The organism is Sinorhizobium arboris LMG 14919, assembly GCF_000427465.1.
Lineage (GTDB): Bacteria > Pseudomonadota > Alphaproteobacteria > Rhizobiales > Rhizobiaceae > Sinorhizobium > Sinorhizobium arboris.
On record NZ_ATYB01000014.1, the window covers coordinates 473,111 to 497,072 of the forward strand.

32 protein-coding genes and 1 tRNA gene are annotated in these 23,962 nt (G+C 60.2%); 20 read left to right on the forward strand and 13 right to left on the reverse strand.

Features of this window, described 5'->3' with window-relative positions:
• Positions 1-419: 419 nt before the first annotated feature.
• The 3 genes from SINAR_RS1000000135335 (at position 420) to SINAR_RS0113340 (ending at position 2,439) form a co-directional block, all read left to right on the forward strand.
• A complete protein-coding gene (locus SINAR_RS1000000135335; RefSeq protein WP_003527150.1) occupies positions 420-584 on the forward strand; it encodes a DUF1328 domain-containing protein in 165 nt (54 codons plus the stop codon).
• Between the two features lie 239 nt (positions 585-823).
• Entirely contained in the window at positions 824-2,077 is a 1,254-nt protein-coding gene (locus SINAR_RS0113335) for an NAD(P)/FAD-dependent oxidoreductase (protein WP_027999555.1), read from the forward strand.
• Positions 2,078-2,190: 113 nt separating this feature from the next.
• Positions 2,191-2,439, forward strand: a complete 249-nt coding sequence (locus tag SINAR_RS0113340) for a hypothetical protein (RefSeq protein WP_027999556.1) — start codon at positions 2,191-2,193, stop codon at positions 2,437-2,439.
• Positions 2,440-2,479: 40 nt separating this feature from the next.
• Here SINAR_RS0113340 and SINAR_RS0113345 read toward each other — a convergent pair whose 3' ends face one another.
• Positions 2,480-3,031 (reverse strand): MgtC/SapB family protein, encoded by a 552-nt coding sequence (locus SINAR_RS0113345; protein WP_027999557.1) that lies wholly within the window; start codon positions 3,029-3,031, stop codon positions 2,480-2,482.
• 337 nt (positions 3,032-3,368) lie between these two features.
• On the reverse strand, positions 3,369-3,776 hold the full coding sequence (locus tag SINAR_RS0113350; RefSeq protein ID WP_027999558.1) for a hypothetical protein: 408 nt from the start codon (positions 3,774-3,776) through the stop codon (positions 3,369-3,371).
• Positions 3,777-4,078: 302 nt separating this feature from the next.
• On the opposite strand from SINAR_RS0113350, the gene SINAR_RS0113355 reads away from it, so the two are divergent.
• Together SINAR_RS0113355 and SINAR_RS0113360 are read left to right on the forward strand one after the other, a co-directional pair.
• The gene (locus tag SINAR_RS0113355) at positions 4,079-4,735 is read left to right on the forward strand and encodes a DUF8692 domain-containing protein (RefSeq protein ID WP_027999559.1); all 657 of its coding nucleotides are present in this window, start codon (positions 4,079-4,081) and stop codon (positions 4,733-4,735) included.
• Between the two features lie 134 nt (positions 4,736-4,869).
• Complete coding sequence (locus SINAR_RS0113360; protein ID WP_027999560.1) at positions 4,870-5,235, forward strand: UCP034077 family protein; 366 nt, start codon at positions 4,870-4,872, stop codon at positions 5,233-5,235.
• Here the strand turns inward: SINAR_RS0113360 and SINAR_RS0113365 are convergent.
• Together SINAR_RS0113365 and SINAR_RS0113370 are read right to left on the reverse strand one after the other, a co-directional pair.
• Positions 5,219-5,491: a hypothetical protein gene (locus tag SINAR_RS0113365; RefSeq protein ID WP_027999561.1), complete on the reverse strand. Its 273-nt coding sequence runs from the start codon at positions 5,489-5,491 to the stop codon at positions 5,219-5,221. The genes SINAR_RS0113360 and SINAR_RS0113365 overlap by 17 nt on opposite strands.
• Before the next feature lie 7 nt (positions 5,492-5,498).
• The gene (locus SINAR_RS0113370) at positions 5,499-6,311 is read right to left on the reverse strand and encodes a DUF899 domain-containing protein (RefSeq protein WP_027999562.1); all 813 of its coding nucleotides are present in this window, start codon (positions 6,309-6,311) and stop codon (positions 5,499-5,501) included.
• 124 nt (positions 6,312-6,435) lie between these two features.
• Here SINAR_RS0113370 and SINAR_RS0113375 point away from each other — a divergent pair, with 124 nt between their 5' ends.
• From SINAR_RS0113375 to SINAR_RS0113385, 3 genes are all read left to right on the forward strand, one after another.
• Positions 6,436-7,656 carry a hypothetical protein gene (locus tag SINAR_RS0113375; protein ID WP_027999563.1) on the forward strand — a complete coding sequence of 407 codons (1,221 nt, stop codon included), beginning with the start codon at positions 6,436-6,438 and terminating at the stop codon, positions 7,654-7,656.
• A 33-nt stretch (positions 7,657-7,689) separates the two neighbouring features.
• Entirely contained in the window at positions 7,690-8,334 is a 645-nt protein-coding gene (locus tag SINAR_RS0113380; protein ID WP_027999564.1) for a Vgb family protein, read from the forward strand.
• A gap of 272 nt (positions 8,335-8,606) precedes the next feature.
• A complete protein-coding gene (locus tag SINAR_RS0113385; RefSeq protein WP_027999565.1) occupies positions 8,607-8,978 on the forward strand; it encodes a DUF1236 domain-containing protein in 372 nt (123 codons plus the stop codon).
• Between the two features lie 11 nt (positions 8,979-8,989).
• On the opposite strand, the gene SINAR_RS0113390 is transcribed toward SINAR_RS0113385, so the two are convergent.
• From SINAR_RS0113390 to SINAR_RS1000000135340, 3 genes are all read right to left on the reverse strand, one after another.
• On the reverse strand, positions 8,990-9,172 hold the full coding sequence (locus tag SINAR_RS0113390) for a hypothetical protein (protein ID WP_027999566.1): 183 nt from the start codon (positions 9,170-9,172) through the stop codon (positions 8,990-8,992).
• Positions 9,173-9,278: 106 nt separating this feature from the next.
• Positions 9,279-9,533: a hypothetical protein gene (locus SINAR_RS0113395; protein WP_027999567.1), complete on the reverse strand. Its 255-nt coding sequence runs from the start codon at positions 9,531-9,533 to the stop codon at positions 9,279-9,281.
• Positions 9,534-9,721: 188 nt separating this feature from the next.
• Complete coding sequence (locus SINAR_RS1000000135340; protein ID WP_084617398.1) at positions 9,722-10,177, reverse strand: translation initiation factor 2; 456 nt, start codon at positions 10,175-10,177, stop codon at positions 9,722-9,724.
• A gap of 550 nt (positions 10,178-10,727) precedes the next feature.
• Here SINAR_RS1000000135340 and SINAR_RS0113405 point away from each other — a divergent pair.
• Positions 10,728-11,255, forward strand: coding sequence for a tetratricopeptide repeat protein (locus SINAR_RS0113405; protein ID WP_027999568.1), 528 nt, complete (start codon positions 10,728-10,730; stop codon positions 11,253-11,255).
• 212 nt (positions 11,256-11,467) lie between these two features.
• On the opposite strand, the gene SINAR_RS1000000137190 is transcribed toward SINAR_RS0113405, so the two are convergent.
• Positions 11,468-11,644 carry a hypothetical protein gene (locus SINAR_RS1000000137190; protein WP_158500198.1) on the reverse strand — a complete coding sequence of 59 codons (177 nt, stop codon included), beginning with the start codon at positions 11,642-11,644 and terminating at the stop codon, positions 11,468-11,470.
• 98 nt (positions 11,645-11,742) lie between these two features.
• Here SINAR_RS1000000137190 and SINAR_RS0113420 point away from each other — a divergent pair, with 98 nt between their 5' ends.
• Positions 11,743-11,934: a hypothetical protein gene (locus tag SINAR_RS0113420; protein WP_027999569.1), complete on the forward strand. Its 192-nt coding sequence runs from the start codon at positions 11,743-11,745 to the stop codon at positions 11,932-11,934.
• Between the two features lie 591 nt (positions 11,935-12,525).
• Here the strand turns inward: SINAR_RS0113420 and SINAR_RS0113425 are convergent.
• Genes SINAR_RS0113425 through SINAR_RS0113440 form a run of 4 tightly spaced genes read right to left on the reverse strand, consistent with a single transcriptional unit; the run spans position 12,526 to position 15,697 of the window.
• Positions 12,526-13,209, reverse strand: coding sequence for a transporter substrate-binding domain-containing protein (locus SINAR_RS0113425; protein WP_027999570.1), 684 nt, complete (start codon positions 13,207-13,209; stop codon positions 12,526-12,528).
• A complete protein-coding gene (hpaI, locus tag SINAR_RS0113430; RefSeq protein ID WP_027999571.1) occupies positions 13,196-13,987 on the reverse strand; it encodes a 4-hydroxy-2-oxoheptanedioate aldolase in 792 nt (263 codons plus the stop codon). The genes SINAR_RS0113425 and hpaI overlap by 14 nt, the downstream gene beginning before the upstream one ends.
• Before the next feature lie 9 nt (positions 13,988-13,996).
• Positions 13,997-14,779 carry a fumarylacetoacetate hydrolase family protein gene (locus tag SINAR_RS0113435; protein WP_027999572.1) on the reverse strand — a complete coding sequence of 261 codons (783 nt, stop codon included), beginning with the start codon at positions 14,777-14,779 and terminating at the stop codon, positions 13,997-13,999.
• Between the two features lie 24 nt (positions 14,780-14,803).
• A complete protein-coding gene (locus SINAR_RS0113440; RefSeq protein WP_027999573.1) occupies positions 14,804-15,697 on the reverse strand; it encodes an intradiol ring-cleavage dioxygenase in 894 nt (297 codons plus the stop codon).
• Between the two features lie 251 nt (positions 15,698-15,948).
• Between SINAR_RS0113440 and SINAR_RS0113445 the strand changes: the two genes are divergently transcribed.
• Genes SINAR_RS0113445 through SINAR_RS0113490 form a run of 10 tightly spaced genes read left to right on the forward strand, consistent with a single transcriptional unit; the run spans position 15,949 to position 23,321 of the window.
• Positions 15,949-16,686 (forward strand): GntR family transcriptional regulator, encoded by a 738-nt coding sequence (locus SINAR_RS0113445; protein WP_014766263.1) that lies wholly within the window; start codon positions 15,949-15,951, stop codon positions 16,684-16,686.
• Entirely contained in the window at positions 16,686-17,507 is an 822-nt protein-coding gene (locus tag SINAR_RS0113450; protein ID WP_027999574.1) for a sugar phosphate isomerase/epimerase family protein, read from the forward strand. The genes SINAR_RS0113445 and SINAR_RS0113450 overlap by 1 nt, the downstream gene beginning before the upstream one ends.
• A gap of 46 nt (positions 17,508-17,553) precedes the next feature.
• The gene (locus SINAR_RS0113455; protein WP_027999575.1) at positions 17,554-18,222 is read left to right on the forward strand and encodes an amino acid ABC transporter permease; all 669 of its coding nucleotides are present in this window, start codon (positions 17,554-17,556) and stop codon (positions 18,220-18,222) included.
• 9 nt (positions 18,223-18,231) lie between these two features.
• Complete coding sequence (locus SINAR_RS0113460; protein ID WP_027999576.1) at positions 18,232-18,882, forward strand: amino acid ABC transporter permease; 651 nt, start codon at positions 18,232-18,234, stop codon at positions 18,880-18,882.
• A 41-nt stretch (positions 18,883-18,923) separates the two neighbouring features.
• Positions 18,924-19,748 carry a transporter substrate-binding domain-containing protein gene (locus SINAR_RS0113465; protein WP_027999577.1) on the forward strand — a complete coding sequence of 275 codons (825 nt, stop codon included), beginning with the start codon at positions 18,924-18,926 and terminating at the stop codon, positions 19,746-19,748.
• 7 nt (positions 19,749-19,755) lie between these two features.
• A complete protein-coding gene (locus SINAR_RS0113470) occupies positions 19,756-20,529 on the forward strand; it encodes an amino acid ABC transporter ATP-binding protein (RefSeq protein ID WP_050577503.1) in 774 nt (257 codons plus the stop codon).
• 18 nt (positions 20,530-20,547) lie between these two features.
• On the forward strand, positions 20,548-21,408 hold the full coding sequence (locus tag SINAR_RS0113475; protein WP_027999579.1) for a shikimate dehydrogenase: 861 nt from the start codon (positions 20,548-20,550) through the stop codon (positions 21,406-21,408).
• Between the two features lie 14 nt (positions 21,409-21,422).
• Entirely contained in the window at positions 21,423-21,791 is a 369-nt protein-coding gene (locus SINAR_RS0113480; protein WP_027999580.1) for a 5-carboxymethyl-2-hydroxymuconate Delta-isomerase, read from the forward strand.
• Between the two features lie 35 nt (positions 21,792-21,826).
• Positions 21,827-22,276: a type II 3-dehydroquinate dehydratase gene (gene aroQ, locus SINAR_RS0113485; protein ID WP_027999581.1), complete on the forward strand. Its 450-nt coding sequence runs from the start codon at positions 21,827-21,829 to the stop codon at positions 22,274-22,276.
• A 7-nt stretch (positions 22,277-22,283) separates the two neighbouring features.
• Positions 22,284-23,321: a Gfo/Idh/MocA family protein gene (locus SINAR_RS0113490; protein ID WP_027999582.1), complete on the forward strand. Its 1,038-nt coding sequence runs from the start codon at positions 22,284-22,286 to the stop codon at positions 23,319-23,321.
• Between the two features lie 504 nt (positions 23,322-23,825).
• Here the strand turns inward: SINAR_RS0113490 and SINAR_RS0113500 are convergent.
• Positions 23,826-23,899, reverse strand: a tRNA-Gln gene (locus tag SINAR_RS0113500).
• Positions 23,900-23,962 lie beyond the last annotated feature (63 nt).

A 23,962-nucleotide genomic window follows, 5' to 3' on the forward strand; every position in this document is an offset into this window, starting at 1 on the left:
GTCATTTATGCGAGTCGCGTTCCACCCGATCCAGAGTATCGAGCAGAGCCTGGATCCGCTTGTTGTACTTTTCCTCGGAGTGCCGCTGAAGGTCGCGCATCGTCCTGCCGATATGCAGATTCCGGTTGCGCAGATCCGCCCGGTGGCGGCCGGCCTCGTTTACTGTTTTCCATATATGTCGCGAGGGCATCTTCATCGTCTTCCAGGAAATTCTTTCATTGCGAACAACGCCAAGCGCTTTCGAAGGTTCCTGCTGCCTGCCTGCGAAATATAATCTCGTTCTATTTGCGGTTTTCTTGGTGAATCAATGCTTTCCACAAGGCCGAACATCTTCGCGCGCCGGGGCGGAGGGCTGATCCGGGAACAAAGGCGCGCCGGCACGCGTTTCGATTTCGGTAGCGCAGACAAGGAGATAGCAGATGCTCTATTACGCTCTCGTGTTTCTGATCGTCGCGATCATCGCCGGCGTGCTCGGCTTCGGCGGGATTGCCGGCGCTTCAGCGGGGATAGCGCAGGTCCTGTTCTTCCTGTTCCTCATATTCCTCGTCATTTCGCTCGTTGCGGGTCTCATCCGCCGAACGTGAATCTCCAGGGCGGCGCCTGCCGCCGGAACCGTTGTCGATCGATAGGGGTGGAGCTCTCGTCTCCACCCCTTTCCAGTTGCGATGTGAAGCTCTGTTCCCTTGCCCCGGCGAATGCGCTTGGCTATTCATGCGAATACCCGCCGCGGATGTCAGGACAGCCACTCCCATGAAATCCTTGGAAAATGACGTCGTGAAGGGTGACGCGGCAGGCGGTTGACCGGATAGGAGAGCATCTGCACATGAAGACGGACGTAGTGGTTCTCGGTGCCGGCATTGTTGGCATTTCCTGTGCGATCCACCTGGCTCGACGGGGAAGGTCGGTGGTGCTTCTGGACCGGCGTGGTCCGGGGGAGGAGACGTCCTACGGCAATGCCGGTCTGATCCAGCGCGAGGGCGTTTTTCCCTACGGCTTTCCGCACAATTTCGGCGCGCTTTTCCGCTACGCCCTGAACAACACGATAGATGCCAGCTATCACTTCCGTGCGCTGCCCAGCCTGGTGCCGTTCCTCGCGCGCTACTGGTGGCACTCGGGCTTCACCCAGCACCAGAAGATCGCCCATCTTTATGCTCCGCTTATCGAGCATTCGATCGCGGAACATCAGGAGCTGATCGACGCATCCGGGGCTGGCGACCTCATTCGCAAAGACGGCTGGATGAAGGTTTTCCGCACCGAAAAGGAGCGGGACGCGGCCTTTAAGGATGCCGAGCAGCTTTCGGCCGGATTCGGGGTCAATCACCAGAAGCTTTCGACCAGCGAGTTGAAAACCATCGAACCATCCATCCAGGTCGAACTCGCCGGCGGTCTGCGCTGGACCGATCCGTGGTCGATCCGCGATCCGCACAGCCTGAACAAGGCGTATCTCACGTACTTCCAGTCGCTCGGCGGCCGGCTCGTCTCCGGCGATGCGGCGACGCTGGAGCATATTTTGGAAGGAGCGGGCTGGCGTGTCGCGACACCGGACGGCCCGCTGCAGACCCGGGAGGTCGTCGTCGCGCTCGGTCCCTGGGCCGACACGGTCACGCGCAAGCTTGGCTACCATTTCCCGCTTGCAGTGAAGCGCGGCTACCACATGCATTACGGCACCAGGGAAGGCGCTCAGCTCAATAATTGGGTGCTCGACGCGGAGAAGGGTTATTTCCTGGCGCCGATGCTGCGCGGCGTCCGGCTGACGACCGGTGCAGAATTTGCGCTGCGCGACGCGCCGAAAACACCGGTTCAGCTGACGCGGGCCGAGCGGGTCGCTCGCGAATTCTTTCCGCTTGCCGAGCGGCGCGACGAGGAGCCCTGGATGGGCGCGCGCCCCTGCACGCCCGACATGATGCCCATCATCGGCAAGGCTCCGCGGCACGAGGGTCTCTGGTTCGCCTTCGGGCACGCGCATCACGGCATGACGCTCGGCCCGGTCACCGGCCGGGCGCTGGCCGAGGCGATGACGGGCGAGAGGCCGGTGATCGACATCGCGCCGTACCGGCCCGAGCGCTTCCTCGCGTAGCTTTTTCCGTCTGGCGCCGGAACCAACCGGCGCCTCGCGTGTTTCTCCTGCGGCTGACCACGAGGGACGGCCCGCTCGGGCTTTGCCCGGCGGAGGGAGGAGTTTCAAACACAATGAGCAAGCAGACGGTGGAGTTTGCCGGCGAAGCCGTCGGCGCGCTGATACCCGAGAACGGCCGGCTGCGGTTCATGGCCGTAAAGTTCAGCGTCTGGTCCCTGGAGGGCCGGCTGTTCGCGACGCCGGAGGAAGCCCGCAAGGCCGTGGCCGTCATTCACGGACTGAAGGAAGGTCCGCCGGTCTTCGGTACCCGTCCGCTGCCCTTGGGCGGGTATGAAACAACCCCTATTTCCGAACTGCGGTGACGGGGCCGCTCCCGGCAGCACCGATTCACGATCGCGTGCATCATCCCGGAGCCGGTCCGTCTCCGGCATCTTCATTCTTCTGCGGCGCAGCGTCCGCGTGGTAGAATTCGTCCGGTGCCTTCCACTGCAGTGCCACCTCCAGCCGTCCCAGGACAAAGAGCACGACGAGACTCGCTGCGGCGGCGAAGGCCGCGATCAGCCAAAAGCCGAAGCCGACCGAGAGGCCGACGGCTCCGGCAAGCCACATGCCGGCGCCGGTCGTCAGCCCTTTCACTTCACCCTTGGAAAACACGATCATCCCGGCGGCAAGAAAGGCAACGCCCGCCGTTACGGCCTCGACGACCCGAATGGGATCGATGCGTACCTCGGGGCCGGAAAGGCTTTTCATGTGCACGCTTTCGATGGCGACCACGGCGAAGATCGCGGAGGCGAGGCTGACGAGAATATGGGTCCTGAGGCCCGCCGGCCGCTGCCGCTTTTCCCGCTCGACGCCAATCGCTGCGCCGAGCAGGAGGGCGCCGAAGAGGCGTGCGAATATCACCGTATAGGGTGTTTGTGTATCGACAAGGATATCGGCAACGATTTCGTTCATGAAAGACGAACCCGCTTGGACACTCGGCCCCCTAGGTCACGATGATTTCAGGTCTCGTCGAGCTAAAATCATGAACGTGATCGATTCAAATAGGTCAATGCGGGACGCGGGCGGATAACCGCCCACGCCTTCCTCCTCCCCTTTACAGCGCCGCGCGTCTTATCAGACGCGCAAAGGTCGCAGCAGCACTTTGATCTGCTGCATGTTTTCGCCCTTCAATCGATTTGGATTAAAGGAAACATGCAGTAGCCGAAATCGGCCGGCCGGGCATGAATCGAAGAAGAGCGGGATGTGGCGGCCTGCCGCCTTCATCCCGCTCGAAAGGGCATTCGTCGGACTACTGCGCCGGAGTCGTCTGCGGCTGAGCCGGCGTGGCCGGAGCTGCCGGCGGTTGCGTCTCGGGTGCTGCAGGCGTCTGCGTCTCAGGCGCTGCCGGGGCTGTCGTTCCTCCGGCGGGCGGCGTCGCCTGATCGGTCGGCGCGGGTTGGCCAGGTGTCGTATCGGGCGCAGTCGTCTCGGACTGGCTCGGCGCGACCGGCTCGTTCTCGGCGTCCCTGGTCAGCTCTGCCGGTAGCCAGGCGATCAGCGCGAGTATCAGACCGGCGAGAATGATGACCAGCAACGGCCAGGTGCTGCGGCGCGATCTGACCACGGGCGTTTCCGGATCCCGCGGCGTCGGCTGACCGGTGGCAGGATCGAGCGGCGGTTTCTCCCTCAATTCTTCGTGCGGGTTCATGGCGTACATCCTTTCTGTCCGTCACCCCTCCTGCAATCGCCTTTGCATATCCCCAAATCGGCACGACCCAAGGGGGCTCCGTACCACCGCAAGTTAAATTGCGACCTCGCCGCCCCGTGGGCACACGACGCGATGATAAACGTCCGGGAACCTGCAAAGTTCCGTTGTGTTCGGGACTTCGCCCCGGTCGCAGGACTACCCTGGCGGGAAGTCAGCGACTGCGGTCCCATCGCAGCTTGTCATAAAACTGTCACAAAGGCGGCAGACCGTCCGCGGCGGCGTGGCTGGAGCATCTGTTGCGGAGGAGCAAGATGGATGTCGAAGGCACCACCACGGCCAGAGTCCTGACACGGGAGAGGCGAGTAAAGGGCGACTTCCATTATTTTCTCCTCGTCATCTGTTCCTGCATCGTGCTGTTGACGTCCATGGTCATCGCCGATCGCCTTTTTGGCATCGATTACTACGACCTCGTCCGCGACCCGAACGCCATCGCCGGGCAGCCGAATTATTTCGGGCTGGTCTCCAATCTGGGCGTCATTCTCTGGTTTACGGGAGGGATCGCTGCACTCCAGGCCCATTGGGCCGGCGCCGGTTCCGATGCGCCGCATCTGCGCCGTGCGCTTCTCGCCGGCGGTCTCTTTTCAGGGCTGATGGGCATCGACGATCTTCTGATGCTTCACGAGGCGGTTGCCACGGCCGGGGTCCCGGAGCCGCTTGTCCTTGTCCCCCATATGCTCCTGCTGGCGACGCTCTGTTATCACGCATACTTCATCCGCCGCGCCATTCAGTGGAACCTGCTTGCCAGCGCCGTCGCCTCGCTCGGCGCTTCCTTCCTGGTGGACGCGGTTTCGGAACACATCGCCGGACTTGTTTTTGTGGAGGAGGGCTTCAAGCTCCTCGGAATCATGTTCCTGGCCGTCTTTCTCAGCCTGACGAGCCATGCGGCGCTGAATATGAAGCACCGCTGAAACCCACATCGTGACGGGGCGCTGCTCGAAGTTCCCGCCGGCTGTCGCCCCGGCCGCGAGGAGGTGAATGCGGGCTTGTTGCAGGCCTTTCCGAATCTGCTAGCTTCGTCATTTTCTGGATAGGGCTGAAGACGATGCAGATAGCGAGACTGGCTTGCACTGGTCTGATCCTTGCCGTTTCGGGGGCTGAGCGGCTCCACGCCGAACCGCTTTATACGGTGGACGACCTCGGAGCAGCGCTCAGCAGGTGCTGGACTCCGCCGGCAGGTTTCAAGGATTCCTTCGTAACCCTGAGGTTCGGCTTCCGCGGCGACGGTACGCTGATGGGCCCGCCCCGGCCGACTGCGATCCAGGTGAACGGCGACGAGAAACAGCGGCAGGCATTCGTGACCGCAGCCACCGAGGCGCTGCAGGGCTGCATGCCGCTGGAGTTTTCCAAGGAACTCTCCGACGAAATCGCAGGAAACGTGTTCACGCTGCAGTTCAGGTCGGCGGACTGATCCGCGGGGGTGCCCGCCTGGAGGGCGCTTCCCGTTTTGCGGAGATCAGCTTCAGCCATGGCGCCACGTGAAAAACGGACATCAGCAAGTACATGCTGGCCATCCCGTTGAGCAACGGAACACTTTGTATCGACGAGCAGATATCCGCATCGCCGCCGCCAATAGCCAGCAGCGCCATGAGCGCGAAAGTCGGTGCGGCGGCGAGGCTCAGCCAGTCGGCCAGGCCACGCGCGGCGGTACCCGTTGCGATCCGCATCGGCCGGTCACTCCTGGGCATATTCGTCATGGCGGCGCCACCAGATGCCGTTCTCGTTGCGTCCCTTGGGGGCCCGGTCGAGCCACTGATACATGCCCCATAGCCCATCCAGTCCACGCGCATAGCTGGAGTAGGTGTGGTAGACGATGCCGTCCTCGAGCGCGAAGGCGCTGACACCGGGCCTGTCGCGTGTATAGGTGGCGACGTCGGTCCCCGTCATGGCTGCGATCTGTGCGACCGGCCCCTCGCTGCCGCTTGGGTCCCATTCCCGGACTGTCCTGCCCGCGAGCGGCTCGGACGCCGGTTGCTCGGGGATTGGCGGCTCACGGCGGAAATTATAGTCGATGCCGCCTTCGCGCTGTTGTTGTTCGGTGAACCAGACGCAGAAATCGCGGTTGAAGTCGCCGCCGTCCGAAGAAGCCCAGGGGAAGCTCCATCCCAGCCGCTGCTTATAGGCCTTGAGCTTCGCAAGCGGCGCGCGCGAGACCGCTGAGAAGGCGACGTCGTGGTTTTCGAGATGAGCGACGATCCCGTTGAAACCATCGGCGATCGCAGAACAGGACGGGCAGCCGGCCGTGTAGTCGGGCCCGAACATGAAATGATAGACGAGGAGTTGCGAGCGCCCCTTGAAGAGGTCTCGCAGCGAGGCCTCGCCCTCGTCAGTCTCGAACCGGTACGACTTGTCGATCCGTACCCAAGGCAATTCCCGGCGCCACCGCGCCAGCTCGTCGCTTCGCCGCGTCAGGTTCTTTTCGGCCTCGAGCAGGTCGAGCCGCGCTGCCAGCCATTCTTCCCGTGTTCCGGTTGCATGTGCCGTCATCATTCTTCTCCTCTGGCTATCTATCGTCGTACAGTGTTCCCACGGGGCGGTTCTCCCGGTGGTCATGCGCCAGACTACGAGCCGGAGGTCGAATGGTGAGAGTGACAAGTGTGACGGGATTTCGATGGACTCGCTGATCACCGCCGCGGCACGCGCCCTCGCGGCCGGCGATCTTCTCGGCGTACTCAACCGTGTGGCTCTGCGTGACGACGCGCATGCGCTGGCGCTTCGGGGCATCGCCATGGCGCAGCTCGGCGACTTCGGCCGGGCAAAGACCCTCCTCAGAAGCGCCGCGCATGCGTTCGGTCAAAGGCAGGCGGTGGCACGCGCGCGGTGCGTCGTTGCGGAGGCCGAGATCGCTCTCGTCTCGCGCGACCTGGCCTGGCCCACGAAAACGCTCGAAGCGGCGAGGGCGACGCTCGAAGCACATGGCGACCACGTGAATGCCGCACATGCGCGCAACCTCGAGGCCCGGCGCCTGCTTCTCATCGGCCGCCTCGACGAGGCCGAGCGCGCGCTCGCGCCAGACTCGAGCATGCCGCTCCCGCCCGCAACGCGCGCGGCGCGCGAACTGGTCGTTGCGGGCATCTGCATGCGACGCCTGCAGGCGAAAGCCGCGCGCGTTGCGCTTGCCGGGGCCGAGAGCGCTGCGCGCCAGGCCAAAATTCCGGCGCTGACCGCCGAGGTGGAAAGCGCATCGCTTGTCCTGGACACGCCCGTTGCGCGCCTGATCGGAAGCGGCGGGGAGCGCCCTCTCCTGATCGAGGAGGTCGAAACGCTGCTCGCTTCGGGAGCGCTCGTGGTGGACGGCTGCCGCAACGTCGTGCGGCACGAAAGCCTCGTCGTCTCGCTCGCCACACGTCCGGTCCTGTTCGCGCTTGCCCGCGCACTCGGCGAAGCCTGGCCGGGAGACGTGCCGAGAACTGCACTCCTCGCGCGCGCCTTCCGCGCGAGACAGTCCGACGATTCGCACCGCGCGCGGCTGCGGGTCGAAATCGGGCGCCTTCGGGCGGAGCTTCGGGCGTTGGCGGAGGTGCGGGCGACGAAGCAGGGTTTTGCGCTTTCGCCGCGCCGCGCCGGTGAGATCGTCGTGCTGGCGCCGCCCGTCGAAGACCAGCATGCGGCGGTGCTTGCCTTGCTCGCCGATGGTGAATCGTGGTCGAGTTCGGCGCTGGCGATCGCGCTCGGAGCGAGCCCGCGCACCGTGCAGCGGGCACTCGAGCAGCTTGCCTCGGCCGGCAAGGTGCAATCCTTCGGCCGCGGGCGGGCGCTTCGTTGGATGACCCCGCCCGTGCCGGGCTTCCCGACAGTCTTGTTACTCCCGGGCCCGCTGCCGAGCGACTAGGATGCGGAAGGTAACAAGCGACGAGGATGAGAAATGAAACGATCGAAAGCCGAAATTCTCCAGGAATACGGACCTTTTCCGCATACCGAGCAGGTGCACGGCGTCACCTATGACGGCCGCCACATCTGGTTTGCCTCCGGCGACAGGCTCAACGCTCTCGATCCGGCGAGCGGCGAGACGGTGCGCTCCATCGATGTCGCCGCACATGCGGGAACGGCCTTCGACGGTCAGCACCTGTTTCAGATCGCCGAGGATCGCATCCAGAAGATCGATCCGGCGACCGGTCGCGTGCTTGCGACGATTCCGGCCCCCGCCGGCGGAGGCGATTCAGGCCTCGCCTGGGCCGAAGGAACGCTCTGGGTGGGCCACTATCGGGGGCGGAAGATCCACCAGGTCGACCCCGACACGGGGCGGATCCTTCGCACGATCGAGTCCAACCGGGTCGTCACCGGCGTCACTTGGGTCGACGGCGAGCTCTGGCATGGCACATGGGAAGGCGACGAGAGCGATGTGAGGCGCTTGGATCCGGACACCGGAGAAGTCCTCGAAACGCTCGAAATGCCGCCCGGCATCGGCGTTTCCGGCCTCGAATCCGACGGCGGCGACCGGTTCTTCTGCGGAGGAGGAAACAGCGGCAAGGTGAGGGCGATCCGCAAGCCCAGCCGGATCTCCGCTTAGGCAGTCCGGCGCCTGGAGGGAAATGAAGGTCCCAGAGCGTTTAGAAGGGACAATCGCGTTGGCTCCGGGACCTTCAGACGACATTGGCGGCTGACGAGGATGCCGCCGTGGTCGCTTCAGAGCGATATGCGTCACGGGAAGCTGCGTGCAACGGTCCTAGGACCTTTAACCTTCCCGTGTAGGACCAAGGTCCGATACCGGATACACGGCGGAACAAAGCTTGCGGCAGGCGATTCTTTCATAGGAAGGGATTCGTAGCTGGAGAAGCTCTCATGACACTTGTTCTCGTCAAGAGCTCCGTTGCACTGGGCCTTGCCGTCTTCCTGACCGCGGCTCCTGCCGAAGCGCAAAGCACAAGCGAGGCCGGCGCAGCTGCCGATACGGCTCCGGTGACCGTCACAGGATCGGACGCCGGCGCCGCAGTCGATCCGCCGCCGCCGGGGGTGACGGAATATGTCGAGCTGCAGCCGTTTCCGCAACGGCCGCTCGTCCTGCAGGAGCAGATATCCGTCGGCAAGCCCGTGCCTGAAACCGTCTTTCTCAATACGGTTCCCGCCGACAAGCGCTATGGTTTTGCAGTCGTCAACGAGAGGCGCGTTATCGCGGACGTGAAGAGCCGCACCGTTGTGCAGGTGGTCAAATAGCGCGGCGAGCGCTAGAGCGCGCCTCCGGTGACCGGATTCACTTCGGGTTTCTCACTTGTGTCCTTTGCCCCTGGCGGCTGGACGGTTGGCGGTGCGATCGACTCCTCGTCGCGGTGCTTCTTCCGGTTTGCCGGCTGGCGAACGTCGGCTGGTTCCGCCTGTTCCGGAGTCGCATTGGTGTCCTTGGTGCTCATCGCCTTCTCCTTTCGCCACAAGGAGAACGGGTCAGCCGCGATGGAGTTCCGGATGCGGGAAACCGGACCGAAACGGCAGCCGCGCGAGCGTCACTCAGTACGGGTACTAACCGTAGAAAGGCCGCGCCCCGCGCTTGCACTTGATCTCTTCCCTGTACTCGTCGTCGTCCCATTTCCGCTCGATCTTGCAGCGACCGCGGCGATACTCTTCCTTGTATGCTCCTTGCTCGTACCGTGGCCCGTCATGATACCCACGCCAGCGTCCGTGCCCGCTTTCGTCTTTCCAAGGGTCGGCCGATGCGTTGCCGGCACTGAGCGCGATAGCCACGCCGGTCGCCGCTGCTATCGTCATGATCTTCATGGTCGGGCTCCTTCGTCATTCTCGTGGTGCCGGATCAACGCATCTTTGAGCGCTCGGTTTCGAAGATCGGCCCTGAACGCCGGATGAATGGCAGGCAACGAGCATGCTGCGAGGAGAGGGTATGGCGGGGCGCTCGACAGGCCCGCCGGTCAGGACCGGCGGGCCTGTGTTCGCTGAAGAGCGTGAACCTATACGGATGGCTTAGCCGTGCTCGTGTGTTTCCGCCTTTTTGGTTTGACCGCCTTCTCGGGAGCACGCTTTCCCAGCGGGACCAGTTCGATATGCGCAGGGTTGGGGTAATGGTCCAACGCCGCCCCAGTCGCTGCGTCCACACCCATTCCGATGACGCCGCCAATCAAAACATTTCCAGCAAATCCGGCAGCACCCGCGCCGACTACTTTTGTCCTGATCTCGATCGATCCCTTTTTGTAACCATCTTTCTCAGCATATGCGGTGAACTCCGTGCGACGATTGACTTCGACCGTGCATGGAGAACGAGGGCAGTACTTTCCTGTAGAAGTACTTATACTTGCATCACTGGGTGACGATGTAATGGTTACGTTTTCCGTGGTTCCGCGGGTGATGGATCCGCAACCTGACACCGCAACCATCACGGTCAGCGCCGAAAATATTCTTAGGTTCATGTTGATAGCCCCGATTGCCCCTGGGTTCTTACAAAAGCAATCAATCGCTCTGCCCCCGATCTGTCTACTAGGAAATGCAACCGGAAGGAGATATTAACAACATGCTTTGCAACGATGCTTGCTGTCCGCTGCCTGAGGAGCCGGGCACTGGGGCGTGAAGGGCGGCGAGGTGCTGTAGGTTGGCAAGATCGCTGCGGAAACATGCACGGGCAAACTGTTCAGATGAGCAATTTCTAATGCTACCGAGCTTGAGACAGAGGCACTTTGATTGGAGCACCTGAGGCAACGGGCTCGGGCTACCTGGTGCACACGTTTGAAGCGAGCGCCCGAAATGGACAACGTCTCCTTCTACGGCGACAGTAGAGCAGATCGCTGTGTGGCCATCGCCGAGCTCACCGCCGACCCAATTCAATCCGTCCGGCTCCTTCGTTACGCACGAGGGTGGCGGCTGCATGGACGCCACGCTGAACGTCATTCTCCGTGCGATTCTTGATGAGCGCATCGCGGCCTATCCGCGGCCCGACCGATCCGGCTGAAGCCAAAGGAGGGCATGTCGAGCGGCAATCTCTCGCCCCTGGAGCGGAAAATGGGACACTGGTTGCTCGCATACGCCAATCTCGTTGAGCGCGAGCCCGAGAATGCCCTGAGGGAGGCCGAAGCGGCAATCGCCTTGGCACCGAACGACGCCTTTTTGGTTGGCACACTGGCCGAAGTCGCGGCCTCAGCAGGGGATTACGACAAGGCCGTATCGTGGGCAGACTTCGGCATCAGGAATGATCCAGCCAATGCGCTCCTTAGGTTCTTGAAGGGTTTCGTGCTGACAGCCGGTGGCAGGTATCAGGAATCGGATGAAGCTATGAAGACGCTGGGAGACTGGTTTGCGGGCATCCCTCTTGTCAGATCGATCAACGCTGTCAACCTGGGGAAGATCGACGAAGCCAAGAGCCAGATGAAGAAAGCTCTTGAGCTTGATCCGAGCTCGACTGCGGAAAAATGGAGACAGCTCACTTTTTTCGAGGATAACGTTCTGGACAGACAGGTGAGCGACTTGGTCACTGCAGGGCTGCCAAAAGGATAGCTGATGAGGCCGTTTCAGTCGTAACCCTGGACGCGGCCTCGGCCGGGCTGAGATCAGTGACGTTTATCCTTGCAAAATTCGAAGGGGAAGCGCGAGTTGCGCCCCCATCATGGGTACGCTGTGCCATGGCGGGATCGTTGCTTCTCAGATTACGATCTTCGCAAAGAGCGTGCCGATGCAGAATGTGGTAGCACCCATAGATTTAAGTGGGCTCAAAATGCCATATTTCGTTGCAATGAAAATTTCGAGCATTGCTCGCATTGCGGACGCCCTCTCCTATTGCCACCCGCAAAAATTGCGATAACGTCGGATGCGCTGGCTGGGCCGTTCTCAAGCAGAACGGTTTCTGGGTCTGATCGATTGATCAGATTTTCGGTGGAGACTTTCATGGCTGATGTCCTGCATGATCAGTATTACAGTATTCCGCTCGACGACGGAGAATTTGACGATATCGCCGGAGACGCCAAGGTCTAACGGGAATCAGATCATGAACAATATCGCAAAACCCCTGATCAATTCCGTGATGACGTCCCTGGTCGTTTGCGGGCTACTTGCCCTGATAATGCCGTTGTTCCTGGAACGACCGGAAATCCCGGACTACAAGACGTTCCTCACGATGTTCGTGGTGATCGCACTTGCATTGTCCGGGTACGAGTTGATCTTTAAACGAGATCGCTGACGTCAAACACGTAGCCATCTTTGACCGACCCCGAATAGCCAATGGCGTAAACACTGGCCCGGGACAATGTTTGCTGGTTGTTTATCGCCGCCACGATTGGCTTGGCAATATTCCTACTTACTGCGAACTTTTCACGTCGGGAACAAGCCGTCGGGTTTCTCACAGCCGAGCCACAAATCTCCCGGATCAATGCACCCAGGCCGGGTCGAGTGCAGCGCGTCGCCGTGCGCGAAGGCCAAGCCGTGAAGCGGGGTGATGTCCTGATGTACATCGATTGGGAAACCCACTGCCGAAACAGAGCTGGGACGCCTGCAGGTCGCGGAACAAGAGCTGCGGCACCGCATCGAAGCGATAAGCGCCCAGGTCAATGCCAAAGGCGCGGAGCTGACCGAACGCGCGGCTGCCGTGGCCAAGCAGATCGATGCCGTTAAAGTAGGCTTCGGTCTCCAGCAGAAGACCATTGCGACTCTTACGGAACAACTGACTGCGGGCAGGGCTCTGAGCAAGGCAGGTGCGGTGAGTGCAACCGAGATACAGAGGCCCGAAACCGAGCTTAGAAATGCACAGGTGACAGCGCAAAATCTGCAGTTCTCACTTGCTCGGCTTACCCGCACTGCGATGCTGCTGGATGAAGTCTGACAGGAAGGTTGAAGCGCGAACGCACCTCCGATGCACGGCGATCGCCTGAGGCACTTTCGAGAACATCCCCTCGACAACGCGGAAGCCTGGATTCTCTTCGCAGAAACGTGACAGGGACTCGGTCAAGCCGGCAGCCGCATCGCACTGGGAGGATACAAGCATGTCCAGGGCGGAGACGGGACTTTCGGTATGGAGGAGGATTGCATTTCTAATCCGTCGCTCAAGCTGCTTTGTATACGCAGCGGTTCTGGCGGCGGCGATGCGCACCCCTTCGACGTCGACATGCCCCACGCTACCTAAGGGGCTACTGTTTGACACCAGAAAGCTGGCGGTCACCGTCATATAGGGGGGCGAGAAGGAGAACCTGTCGGCACGTGACGGATCGGAAGCAATGAATGCAACGTCCCACTCGTTGCCTTCGGCAGCCGCAAGAATGTCGGCAGCCGATCCATATCGAACCAGCGACAAACTGCAGTCGAGTTCTGCGGCAAGAGCGATCGCGATCTGCGCGCTCGGCCCTGCTAGAGAGCCTGTCACTGGATCGAGTTGGACAACTGCGGCATTCGACATGTTGACCGCCGCTCTGATGACTCCCGTCGGTGCGATTTCAGTGAGGAGTTCATCACGTTCCGGCATCGCAGTACGCTCCTTGCGATGCAAATCGTGCCGCGAGTGCTTCCGATCCCCTTGCCAGAACAGCGACATCGACACCAACGGCAGTAAATAGTGTTCCTAGTGAGATGCACCGGGCCGCGAACTTCTCATCCGGGGTAAGAATGCCTGCAGGCTTGCCCAACGCTTTCAGGCGTTCGATCGCGTCGACGATTGCATCGACCACCTCCGGGTGGCTCGGTTGGCCTCTGTGTCCGAAACTCGCTGCCAGGTCTGCCGGTCCTACGAATACGCCGTCCACTCCCTCTACCGAGGCAATCGACTCGAGGTTGCCAAGCGCTTCCCGCGTCTCAACTTGCAGCAACAGGCAAATTTCCCGTTCTGCATTTTGCGCATAGTTCGCAACTCGCCCGAAACGAGTGGCACGCGTCAGGGCGGAAACACCACGAATTCCATCCGGAGGATATCGCACCGCCGCGACTGCGGCTTTCGCCTCTTCCGCGTTCTGAACGTAGGGAATGAGCAGTGTCTGAACGCCAATATCCAGGAAACGTTTGATGAGAACGGGGTCGTTGATGGCCGGGCGGACGACGGGGGAAACGTCGTATGGTGCGACCGCTTGCAATTGCGGCAGAACGGTCAGAACGTCACCCGGAGAATGTTCCGTGTCGAACAGGAGCCAGTCGAAACCTGAAGGCGCGACGATTTCCGCGGCGTAGTTTCCAGGGAGGCCACACCACAGGCCGATCTGACTTTGACCAGCAAGGAGCTTCTGCTTGAAACGATTGACAGGATGTTCCATCCCAGCACCTCACACGAACGACACGCCGAGGGAGCCAACAGGGCCGTAGTCGGCCTGAATGACATCACCTCTCGCGATATCGACAGGACGCGTGAAGGAGCCGGCCAGGACTATTTGTCCCTTCTTCAGGCCACCGCCCACAGCATGAAGTTTGTTGACCAGCCATGCGATGCCGGCTGCCGGATGTCCCATGATCGCCGCCGACACGCCCGACTCCTCGATAATGCCGTTCTTGGAAAGAGTCGCTCCGACCCAACGGATATCAATATCCATCGGGCGAATTATACGGCCGCCAACGACGAGGGCGCCGAAAGCCGCGTTGTCCGCAATGGTATCGGTGATCGCTCGAGGGACTTCGGTCCGGTAGTCGATAATCTCGAGCGCCGGGACAACGAACTCGGTCGCACGCATGACGTCATAGATCCTGGTGCCAGGCCCCACGAGATCCTCACCCATAACAAAGGCCAGTTCGACCTCGAGGCGCGGCCTGATAAACAAGTCAGCCCTGATCTGCGCTCCGTCGTTGTAAAGCGCATCGTCGAGAATGCAGCCGTAGTCCGGCTCCGTCATCTTCGAAGCCATCTGCATTGCGCGTGACGTCAGGCCGATCTTATGCCCAACGATCCGTGCGCCCTTGGCGACCCTCGCCTCCGCCCATAAAGCCTGAATCCGGTAGGCGTCCTCGAGTTCGAGGTTCGGGTAGGTCTTGCTAGGCTGTATGATCGGCTTGCGCTCGATTTCAGCTTTGAGCAGCGCGTCTGCCGCGGCCCGGCGTTCTTCTTCGGTGATCATGTCGTTTGCTCTGCTGATCGTGATTTATTTGATCGGGGGACGCGGCAAAACGGCTTCGCCGGGTTCCATGACATAGGTGTAGTCGAGCGAGAACCACGGACCAGGAATATCCGTTTCGGTCGGATGGGGCTCCTCATGGCGAATGAAGTCGCCGGTCAGGGCTGCCGTGACACCGAACTGAACATCGGAGTCGATGTTCGGGTCGCTGGGGTCGAAGACCTGGGAAATCAGCGTCTTGTATCCGTGCCTGAAGATCAGTGCGTGCAGGTGCGCCGGTCGGTACGGATGGCGTCCCTGAGCTTTGAGCAGGCGTCCGACCACGCCATCGACCGGTATGGGATACCCGACCATCTTGACGGTCCTGAACCAGAACCGACCTTGCTCGTCGGTCATGAATTTGCCGCGCAAGTTCATCTCGGCCTGGTCCGGGTCCTGGTTTTCATAAAGACCGACGGGAGATGCATGCCACACATCCACTTCCGCGCCGGCAATTGGCTTACCGTCGCGGTCAACGACCCTGGCATGCACGAACAAGGGAGTGCCCGGCGTCTCGGATCGGATAATCGTCCCGCCATTTTCGACTCGCGGAGAGTTGAGGCGCCAGAATGGGCCCAGCAGCGACTGGGATGTCTCAGTCTGTCCTCTGTCACCATTGTTCAGGAGGCAGACAAGTGAAGACACGCCAAGAGAACCGGCCATCAGCACAAACTCGTTGTGGTGATCCGTGTGCAGCTTCCCGATCTCATTCAGTATGGCTGTCGCCTCCCGAAACTCGACCTCCGTCAGTCGAACCTCGCGCACGAAGGCATGAAGATGCTTGACCATCGCCACGAGGATTTCTCGCAGGCGGGGGTCTTCAGTGCGATTCATCACAGCAAGGACGGCTGGCGTCAGATCGCTTTCAGTTTTGATCACCATGTGGGCTACCTCCCGATGCCCGGCTACCAAAATAATCGATTATCTGTCAAGGTCGCCGTACATTATCGCGGCGCCAATAAGCCGAGAGAAACAGCGCAGCAGCATGCTACGCGTTGATTTCATTACACATTAATCGCACAAAAAAGCTAAGGCTTGATTTTTTGCAGATTTCAGCGCGCTCAAGTTGACAGGAATAATCGTTTATTATATCGATCATCGACAATTAGTTCGGGGGAGCCTTGGGAGGAACAATGGTACCGGATGACGACGGCGCATTTGCTCCGACGACAGAAGATGCTCCATCGTCTTCTGGCTTTCTTGACGACGGCAAAAACACAATTGGGAGCCAGCTTGCATCCCGCCTTCGTGAGGCGATCATCTCCGGCGAGCTTCAGGCCGGCAGCAAGATCAATCTCGACAAGGCGCGCAAGACGTTCAACGTAAGCCTCAGTCCGCTGCGTGAAGGGTTGGCGCGGCTGATATCGGACGGTCTAGTGGAGTTCGAGGACAATCGCGGCTACCGCGTCTCATCAATTTCCTTGGCCAATCTGGAAGAGATCACCACCCTGCGCGAAGAGTTTGAAGTCTTCGCGCTTCGCGAGTCCATGCGGCTCGGCGATGTGGAGTGGGAGGGCAACGTCATGCGCGCGCTGCATCGCCTTAACCGCACCGAACGTGACGCGGCTCGGCCAGAGACACTGGAGCGCTGGGAAGAACTCCACCGCGAATTTCATCTGACACTCATATCTGGCTGCGGGAAGCCGATCCTGCTCCATTTCTGCAGATTGCTTCTTAATCTCAACGACCGCTATCGCCGGGTGTTTCTGACCCGCACGTCGGGTGACCGCAACGTCAGCCAGGAGCACAGTGAGATTGCTCAGGGAGCCGTCGCGCGGGATCTGGACTATTCGTGCGACATGTTGCGTCAGCATATCCACCGCACGGGAACCAATCTGCGCAATCACCTCGCGACAAAGGGGATCTTGTGATGACCGTCGCGACGCCAAGGCCGGGCCTTGAACTGGGCGTGGCGCATTTCTCATCCATCGCGCTGCCGCCCAACGAATTCGCCGTGATAGCTGCTCGGGCGGGTTTTGCGTCGATAGGTCTGCGTCTGCACCCCGCCTTTCCCGGAGCCCCTTGCTACGAGTTGCCGGTGGGCAGCCAGTGTGCCCAAGAGTTCAAGACAATCGCTGATGGCGAAGGCATCAAGGTGTTCGATATCGAGTTCTTCGTGATCGACGAGAGCTTCGTTGCGGCCTCCCACGAGGCGACCGTGGCAGCCGCTGCGAACATAGGGGCGCGCCGGCTGAGTGTTTGCGGCGATGATCGAGACGGCGGCCGGCTTGCCGCAAACTTTTCTGCGTTTTGCGCCCTCGCGGCGCGATATGGCATGTCAGTCGACATCGAAAACATGGGCTGGCGGACGGTAAGAACCTTTCGGGACAGCATAGCGGTCGTGAATTCCTGCGGAGCAGAGAACGCCGGTGCCCTCGTTGACGGGATTCACTTCTTCCGAAACGACGCCTCGATCGACGAGCTTCGCACAAATGCAGGGAAGGTGAAACACATCCAGCTTTGCGACGTCCGCGGGCCTGCTCCCAAAACAACGGACGCAATGATCGCCGAGGCGAGAAGCGGCAGGCTCGCTCCTGGAGAAGGCGAATTGCCGTTGAAGGACCTCTGGGCGGCAACCGAATACGGCGCTGCTGTCTCGGTTGAAGTGCCACTCGTCGGGCCGGTGGACCCGGAGGCACATCTAAAACATCTGCATGACAGCGCACTGGGGATTTTGAAACCGGATCATTGATCCGGCGCCGACGCGGCGTAGGCCGGTCGGAGGGAGGAAGTCTTACATGACTTATACGTTTGATTTCGGTGCGGTCCTTGACCGCGCCCCGGAATTGCTATGGGGTTCGCTTGCAACGCTTGGCCTTGCGTTGGCTGGGATGCTCCTCGCGCTCGTCATCGGAATCCTGGGCGTTGTTGCAAGGACTTCCAAGAGCGAGATCGCACGCACTCCCGTTATCGTCTTCGTCGAGGTCGTGCGTAATACACCATTCCTGGTGCAGATATTCTTCATATATTTTGCCCTTCCTCTCATGGGCATACGCCTTAATCCGACCGTTACGGCGATCATTGCCCTTGGCATCAACGGTGGGGCGTACGCAATCGAGATCATCCGAGGCGGGGTCGAGAGCGTGTCGCGCGGCCAGATCGAGGCAGGTTTCGCACTTGGTCTGCACAAGGCGGACGTCTTCCGGCTCATCGTGCTCAAGCCAGCGCTGCGGGCGATTTATCCCTCGCTCACAAGCCAGTTCATCATGCTGACACTGACAACGTCTGTCTGCACCTCAATCGCCGCCTACGAACTGACCTCGGCCGCTCAGCGCATTGAGTCTGACACGTTCCGCAGCTTCGAAGTCTATTTCACGGTGACCGCTATCTACCTGGTTATCTCGACGCTGATGATGGGCCTCTTTGCCCTCATTTCTCGCCACTACTTCAACTATCCAACGCGATAGGAGGCAGCCATGGGTCCCATCGGCGAAAACGAAATCTTCTTTTTGATGCAGGGTTTGAAGTGGACCCTGTTGCTCGCGATCGTGGGCTTCATCGGTGGGGGGATGTTCGGAATCCTGATCGCGCTGCTGCGTACCTCGAAGACGAAGGCCGCCCGGAGGATCACCGCAGGCTATATCGGCGCCTTCCAGGGCACGCCCCTTCTGATGCAGCTCTTCGTTGTCTATTACGGCGTTGCGCTGTTGGGCATCGAGGTCAACGCGTGGATCGCGGTCGCAATCGCCTTCACGCTCCATGCCAGTGCTTTCCTGGGAGAGATCTGGCGCGGCTCCATCGAGGCTGTGCCGAAGGGCCAGACGGAAGCCGCCAACGCCCTGGGCCTGCATTACGTCTCGCGGATGAAAGACGTCATCCTGCCGCAGGCCCTGAAAATCTCGATGCCGGCCACGATCGGCTTCCTTGTCCAGCTCATCAAAGGCACGTCGCTGGCAGCAATCGTCGGCTTCATTGAACTCACCCGCGCCGGGCAGATCATTTCAAACCAGACGTATCGTCCGCTGCTCGTCTTCGGGATCGTCGGCGCAATCTACTTCATCGTTTGCTGGCCGCTCTCCCATGCCGGAAGTGGCCTCGAAAAACGGATGGCGAAAGCTGCCCGCTAACCGCTTCGTTCGAAGCAAAACTCTTGAGGAGGAGAACAAGCATGCATACCAATCGTAGGTCTTTTCTCGGACTTGCACTGGCAACCGTTACCTTCGCAACCGTTGGCGCTGCCGCCGCCTCTGCGGCAAGTGTGGAGGAAATCAAGGCAAAGGGCACGCTTGTGGTTGGCATCCAGGGCGACAATGCGCCATGGGGATTCGTCAACACAAGCGGCGTGCAGGACGGCTTCGACGCTGACGTCGCCAACCTTTTTGCCAAGGAATTGGGCGTGAAGGTTCAATTCCAGCCGCTCGCCGTCGCCAATCGAATTCCGGCGCTGACGACCGGCAAAGTCGACATCCTGTTCGCGACGATGGCGATGACGGAAGAACGCGCGAAATCAATTCAATACAGCAAGCCCTACGCCGCCAACACGATTTCTCTTTATGCCGCGAAGTCCGACACGGTTACGAAGCCTGAAGACGTTGCGGGATGGGAGATCGGCGTTCCGAAGTCCAGTTCGCAGGATAAGGCAGTAACGGACGCCGTCGGATCCACCGCAACGGTCCGCCGCTTTGATGACGACGCCGCAACCATCCAGGCTCTGATCTCCGGACAGGTAAAGGCGGTTGGCGGCAATCAGTTCTATGGTCAGCGTCTGGATGCCGCGAGTGCCGGCAGCTATGAGCGCAAGATCAACTTTCTGACGACCTACAACGGCGTCGGGACCCGTCTCGGCGAGAAGGACTGGAACGAAGCCGTCAACGCCTTCATCGAAAAGATCAAGGCCAATGGTGAGCTTGCCGCCATCACGAAGAAGTGGATGGCGATCGATCTGCCGCAGTTCCCGGAGTCCATTCCGAACATCCCGTTCACCGTCAATTAAATCCCAGATGGAGAGTTCCGTGCTCAATTCCGCAAACGATCGACCGACGCTGATTTCCCTTGAGGACGTGCAGAAGTGGTACGGCGCTTTCCATGCCTTGAAGTCCATCAGTCTGTCGGTCCGCAAAGGCGAGAAAATCGTCCTCTGCGGGCCGTCAGGCTCCGGGAAATCAACGTTAATCCGCTGCATCAATGCCCTCGAAACGATCGAGGACGGCAAGATCGTCGTCGAGGGTCAGGTACTGGACGGAAGCACCAGATCCGTCGATGCGATACGTCGCGAAGTGGGAATGGTGTTTCAGAGCTTCAATCTCTTCCCGCACATGACCGTACTTCAGAACTGTACACTCGCCCCGATGCGTGTTCGAGGCACAAGCCACGCTGACGCAGAGCGACTGGCTCGAAAATATCTCGAGCGCGTTCGAATCCTTGACCAGGCGGAAAAGTATCCTGCGCAGCTATCCGGCGGGCAACAACAACGCGTTGCCATCGCTCGCGCGCTCTGCATGGAGCCGAAGGTCATGCTCTTCGACGAACCAACCTCTGCCCTCGATCCTGAAATGGTGAAGGAGGTGCTCGACACCATGATCGGGCTCGCCCGTGACGGCATGACGATGATCTGTGTCACGCACGAAATGGGGTTTGCCCGTCAGGTCGCTGATCGCGTCATCTTCATGGCCTCCGGAGAAATCGTCGAAGAGGCCGAACCGGAGGTCTTCTTCAAGTCTCCCAGGCACGAACGCACGAAAACCTTCCTAGGCGAAATCCTTGCCCACCACTGACGTTCGAAAGCGATACCAATGCACGACAAGAAATTCCTCGTGGGACTGATCGGGGCCGACATTCAAATGTCGAAGTCCCCGGCTCTCCACGAAACGGAGGCTCGACACCAGGGCATCGATTACCGCTACGAACTTCTCGACTTCGCCGAGCGAGGCCTTCCAGCGTCGGCGCTGCCGGACCTCCTAGACGAGGAAGAGCGCCGCGGTTTTGCCGGGAGCAACATTACACATCCGTGCAAGCAGACGGTGATCGCTCACCTGAATCGCCTTTCCGAGGATGCAGAGATGCTCGGCGCGGTCAACACCGTGGTCTTTCGTGACGGCGAGAGGATCGGCCACAACACTGATTGGTACGGTTTCTATGAGAATTTCCAGCGCGGCCTTCCGGACGTCGCGAAGTCGCATGCCGTCCTGCTGGGCGCCGGCGGCGCCGGTGTCGCCGTGGCGCATGCCGCAATCAAGCTCGGTATTGAGAGATTGTCGATCTTTGACCAGGATTCGAAACGGGCAGAAACCCTGGCTGGGCAGTTGAACGAGCGGTTCTCCAGGGCTTGCGCTCGTGTCACGACGGATGTCGGCAGCACCCTGCGCTCCGCGGACGGCCTTATCCACGCGACACCGACGGGTATGAAGAGCCATCCTGGTTTGCCGATCGACCCGGAATGGCTGCTGCCATCGCATTGGGTCGCCGACATCGTCTATATGCCGCTCGTCACAGAGCTCCTTGCTCTCGCCGAAAGAAAAGGCTGCCGGACCCTTCGTGGCGGCGGCATGACCGTCTACCAGGCAGCAGCGGCTTTCGAATTATTCACCGGGATAGCACCCGACGCAGAGCGCATGTCCCGTCACTTTACGGACTTGTGCCGCCTGTCGATTTGATGGGGAGATCCCAAATGCCGCACATCATCATCGATTATAGCCGGGGCGCAGGCGAGCATGTGGCCATAGACCGGCTGACGCTGGCCGTGCATCGCTGCGTTCGCGATGGCGGCCTTGTGAAACCTTCCGCCGTGCGCACGCTTGCGCGGGAGGCGACATACTCCTGCGTCGGCGATGAGCATGTCGATAATCATTTCATCCAAATCATCGTGCGGATGGCACCGGGTCGTACTGCAGAAACCAAGCAGAAGCTCCTCACTGCCGTTCTCGAGGCCGCGCGGGCGATCGCCGCGCCTGCTCTCGAAGTTGGAAGGCTCGGCTTGCGCGCAGATCTCTACGAGTCGGACCCTGATTTTGCTGTTCAAGCAATCGCGTTCGTCTGACCAGAACAGCGTACTCAAGAAGGACACTATCTACTATGAGCCGGATCTACGTTCTCAATGGACCAAACCTCAATCTGCTCGGCAAACGCCAGCCGCATATCTACGGGCATGAAACGCTCGCAGACGTAGAAGCGGACTGCCGCAAACTGGCAGCCGAACTCGGCCACGAAATCCGCTTTCATCAAAGCAACCGGGAATACGAGATCATCGATTGGATTCATGAGGCGCGCGAGGACGGTGCGGCCATCGTCATCAATCCGGCAGCCTTCACCCATACCTCACTCGCCATCCTTGACGCTCTGAACACATTTGAGGGGCCTGTGATCGAGATCCACATCTCCAATGTGCACAAGCGCGAAAGCTTCCGACACCATTCGTTCGTTTCGCACCGCGCGGACGGCGTGATCTGCGGCCTTGGAACAGAAGGATACCAGCTTGGCATCCGGCGCGCGGCGACAATGATCAAGGCTGCGAGCAAGGGCTGAGGTGACCATGACCCAACGGGTTAAGCTGGCCGTACTTGGCGCAGGCCTCATCGGTAGGCGCCATATTCAGCACGTCCTGGCCGAGCCCTCGGCGCAACTCAGTGCCGTGGTCGATCCCACGCCGGTTGGCGAGACTATTGCCAAGGAAGCCGGCGTGAAGTGGTTTACAAGCTTCGCGGACATGATTGCCGCAGACCGTCCTGACGGGATCATCGTGGCTACGCCTAACCAGGCTCACGTCCAGAACGGGTTGGAAGCCGTTGGAGCCGGCATTCCCGCACTCATCGAGAAGCCTATCGCCGATGACGTTTTATCCGGGGAAAAGCTGATCGCAGCGGCTGAGGCAAAAGGTATTCCTCTTTTGACTGGCCATCACCGCCGACACAATCCGGTGATGCAGAAGGCAAAGGAAATCGTCGAAAGCGGAAAGCTCGGCCGCGTTCTTGTTGTCAATGCGATGTTCTGGCTGTTCAAGCCCGACGATTACTTCGACATCTCGTGGCGTCGTGAGCGCGGTGCGGGGCCGGTTTTCCTCAATCTCATCCACGATGTCGACAATCTGCGCTACCTCTTCGGCGATGTGGCTGCGGTTCAGGCACGCGAGTCCAACGCGGTGCGCGGCAACGCAGTTGAGGAAACGGCTGTGATCCTGATCGAGTTCAAGAATGGCGTATTGGGAACTGCGACGGTCTCGGACTCGGTGGTCGCACCGTGGAGCTGGGAGATGACAACCGGAGAGAATCCGGCCTATCCCAGAACCGAGCAATCCTGTTACATGATCGGAGGAACGCACGGGGCGCTGGCTGTTCCGTCGCTCGAAGTCTGGCGCAATCCTGGTAAACGGAGTTGGTGGGAACCATTTGACCAGACGCGCATCGAGGTCGACGACGAGGACCCGCTCGTTCTGCAGATCAGGCAATTCTGCAAGGTGATCCTCGGAGACGAACCGCCGCTTGTCAGCGGGCGTGAGGGGCTCGAAACCTTGAGGGTAGTCGATGCGGTAAAACGCTCGGCGGCAATGGGAGAACGTATCGAGTTGAACTGACGCCTGAGTAATGTGACCGCTTGCTCGCCCTTCACGCTCCTTGCATCCGATGCGATGAGAGCGCGGGCTCAACACCGACGTAAGACATCGCGCTTCTGGCGGAAGAAATCGTCGCCGCCGCTCTGTCTTCGCCGCCATCGAAACGCGCCTCCTTCCGGCAAGAACGCAACGCTTCATCGAATTTCTGGGTGACTGCTTGAAGCCGACTTGGTCTGGAAGCGGGCGAACTCGTGATAGTGTTTGCCGTTGACATGTTCGACGAAGGTGTCGATGTCCCAAGTATCGATACCGTGTTGATGTTTCGGCAACGGAAAGGTCCCTTTCTGGTGCCTTTTCAAGTCTCTACGGCGGGTCCTATGTGCCATTCATGTGCCATGGAACTGTGGGACTATGTGACAAGCGTTGTAATCATTGAGAAATTCGTCGCAGGTTAATGTGATGCAAAGCAGCCAGCGAAATGGGCCGGGGTTACGGGTAACTAGCTGTATTTATTAGGAAAACAAGTGGCTGGGGAACCTGGATTCGAACCAGGACTAACGGAGTCAGAGTCCGCTGGTCTACCGTTAACCTATTCCCCAAGGCCGCAGGCGGTGTCTGCCGCCGCGTCGGTGTGGCGGGCTTATAAACAAAAGAACGCCCGA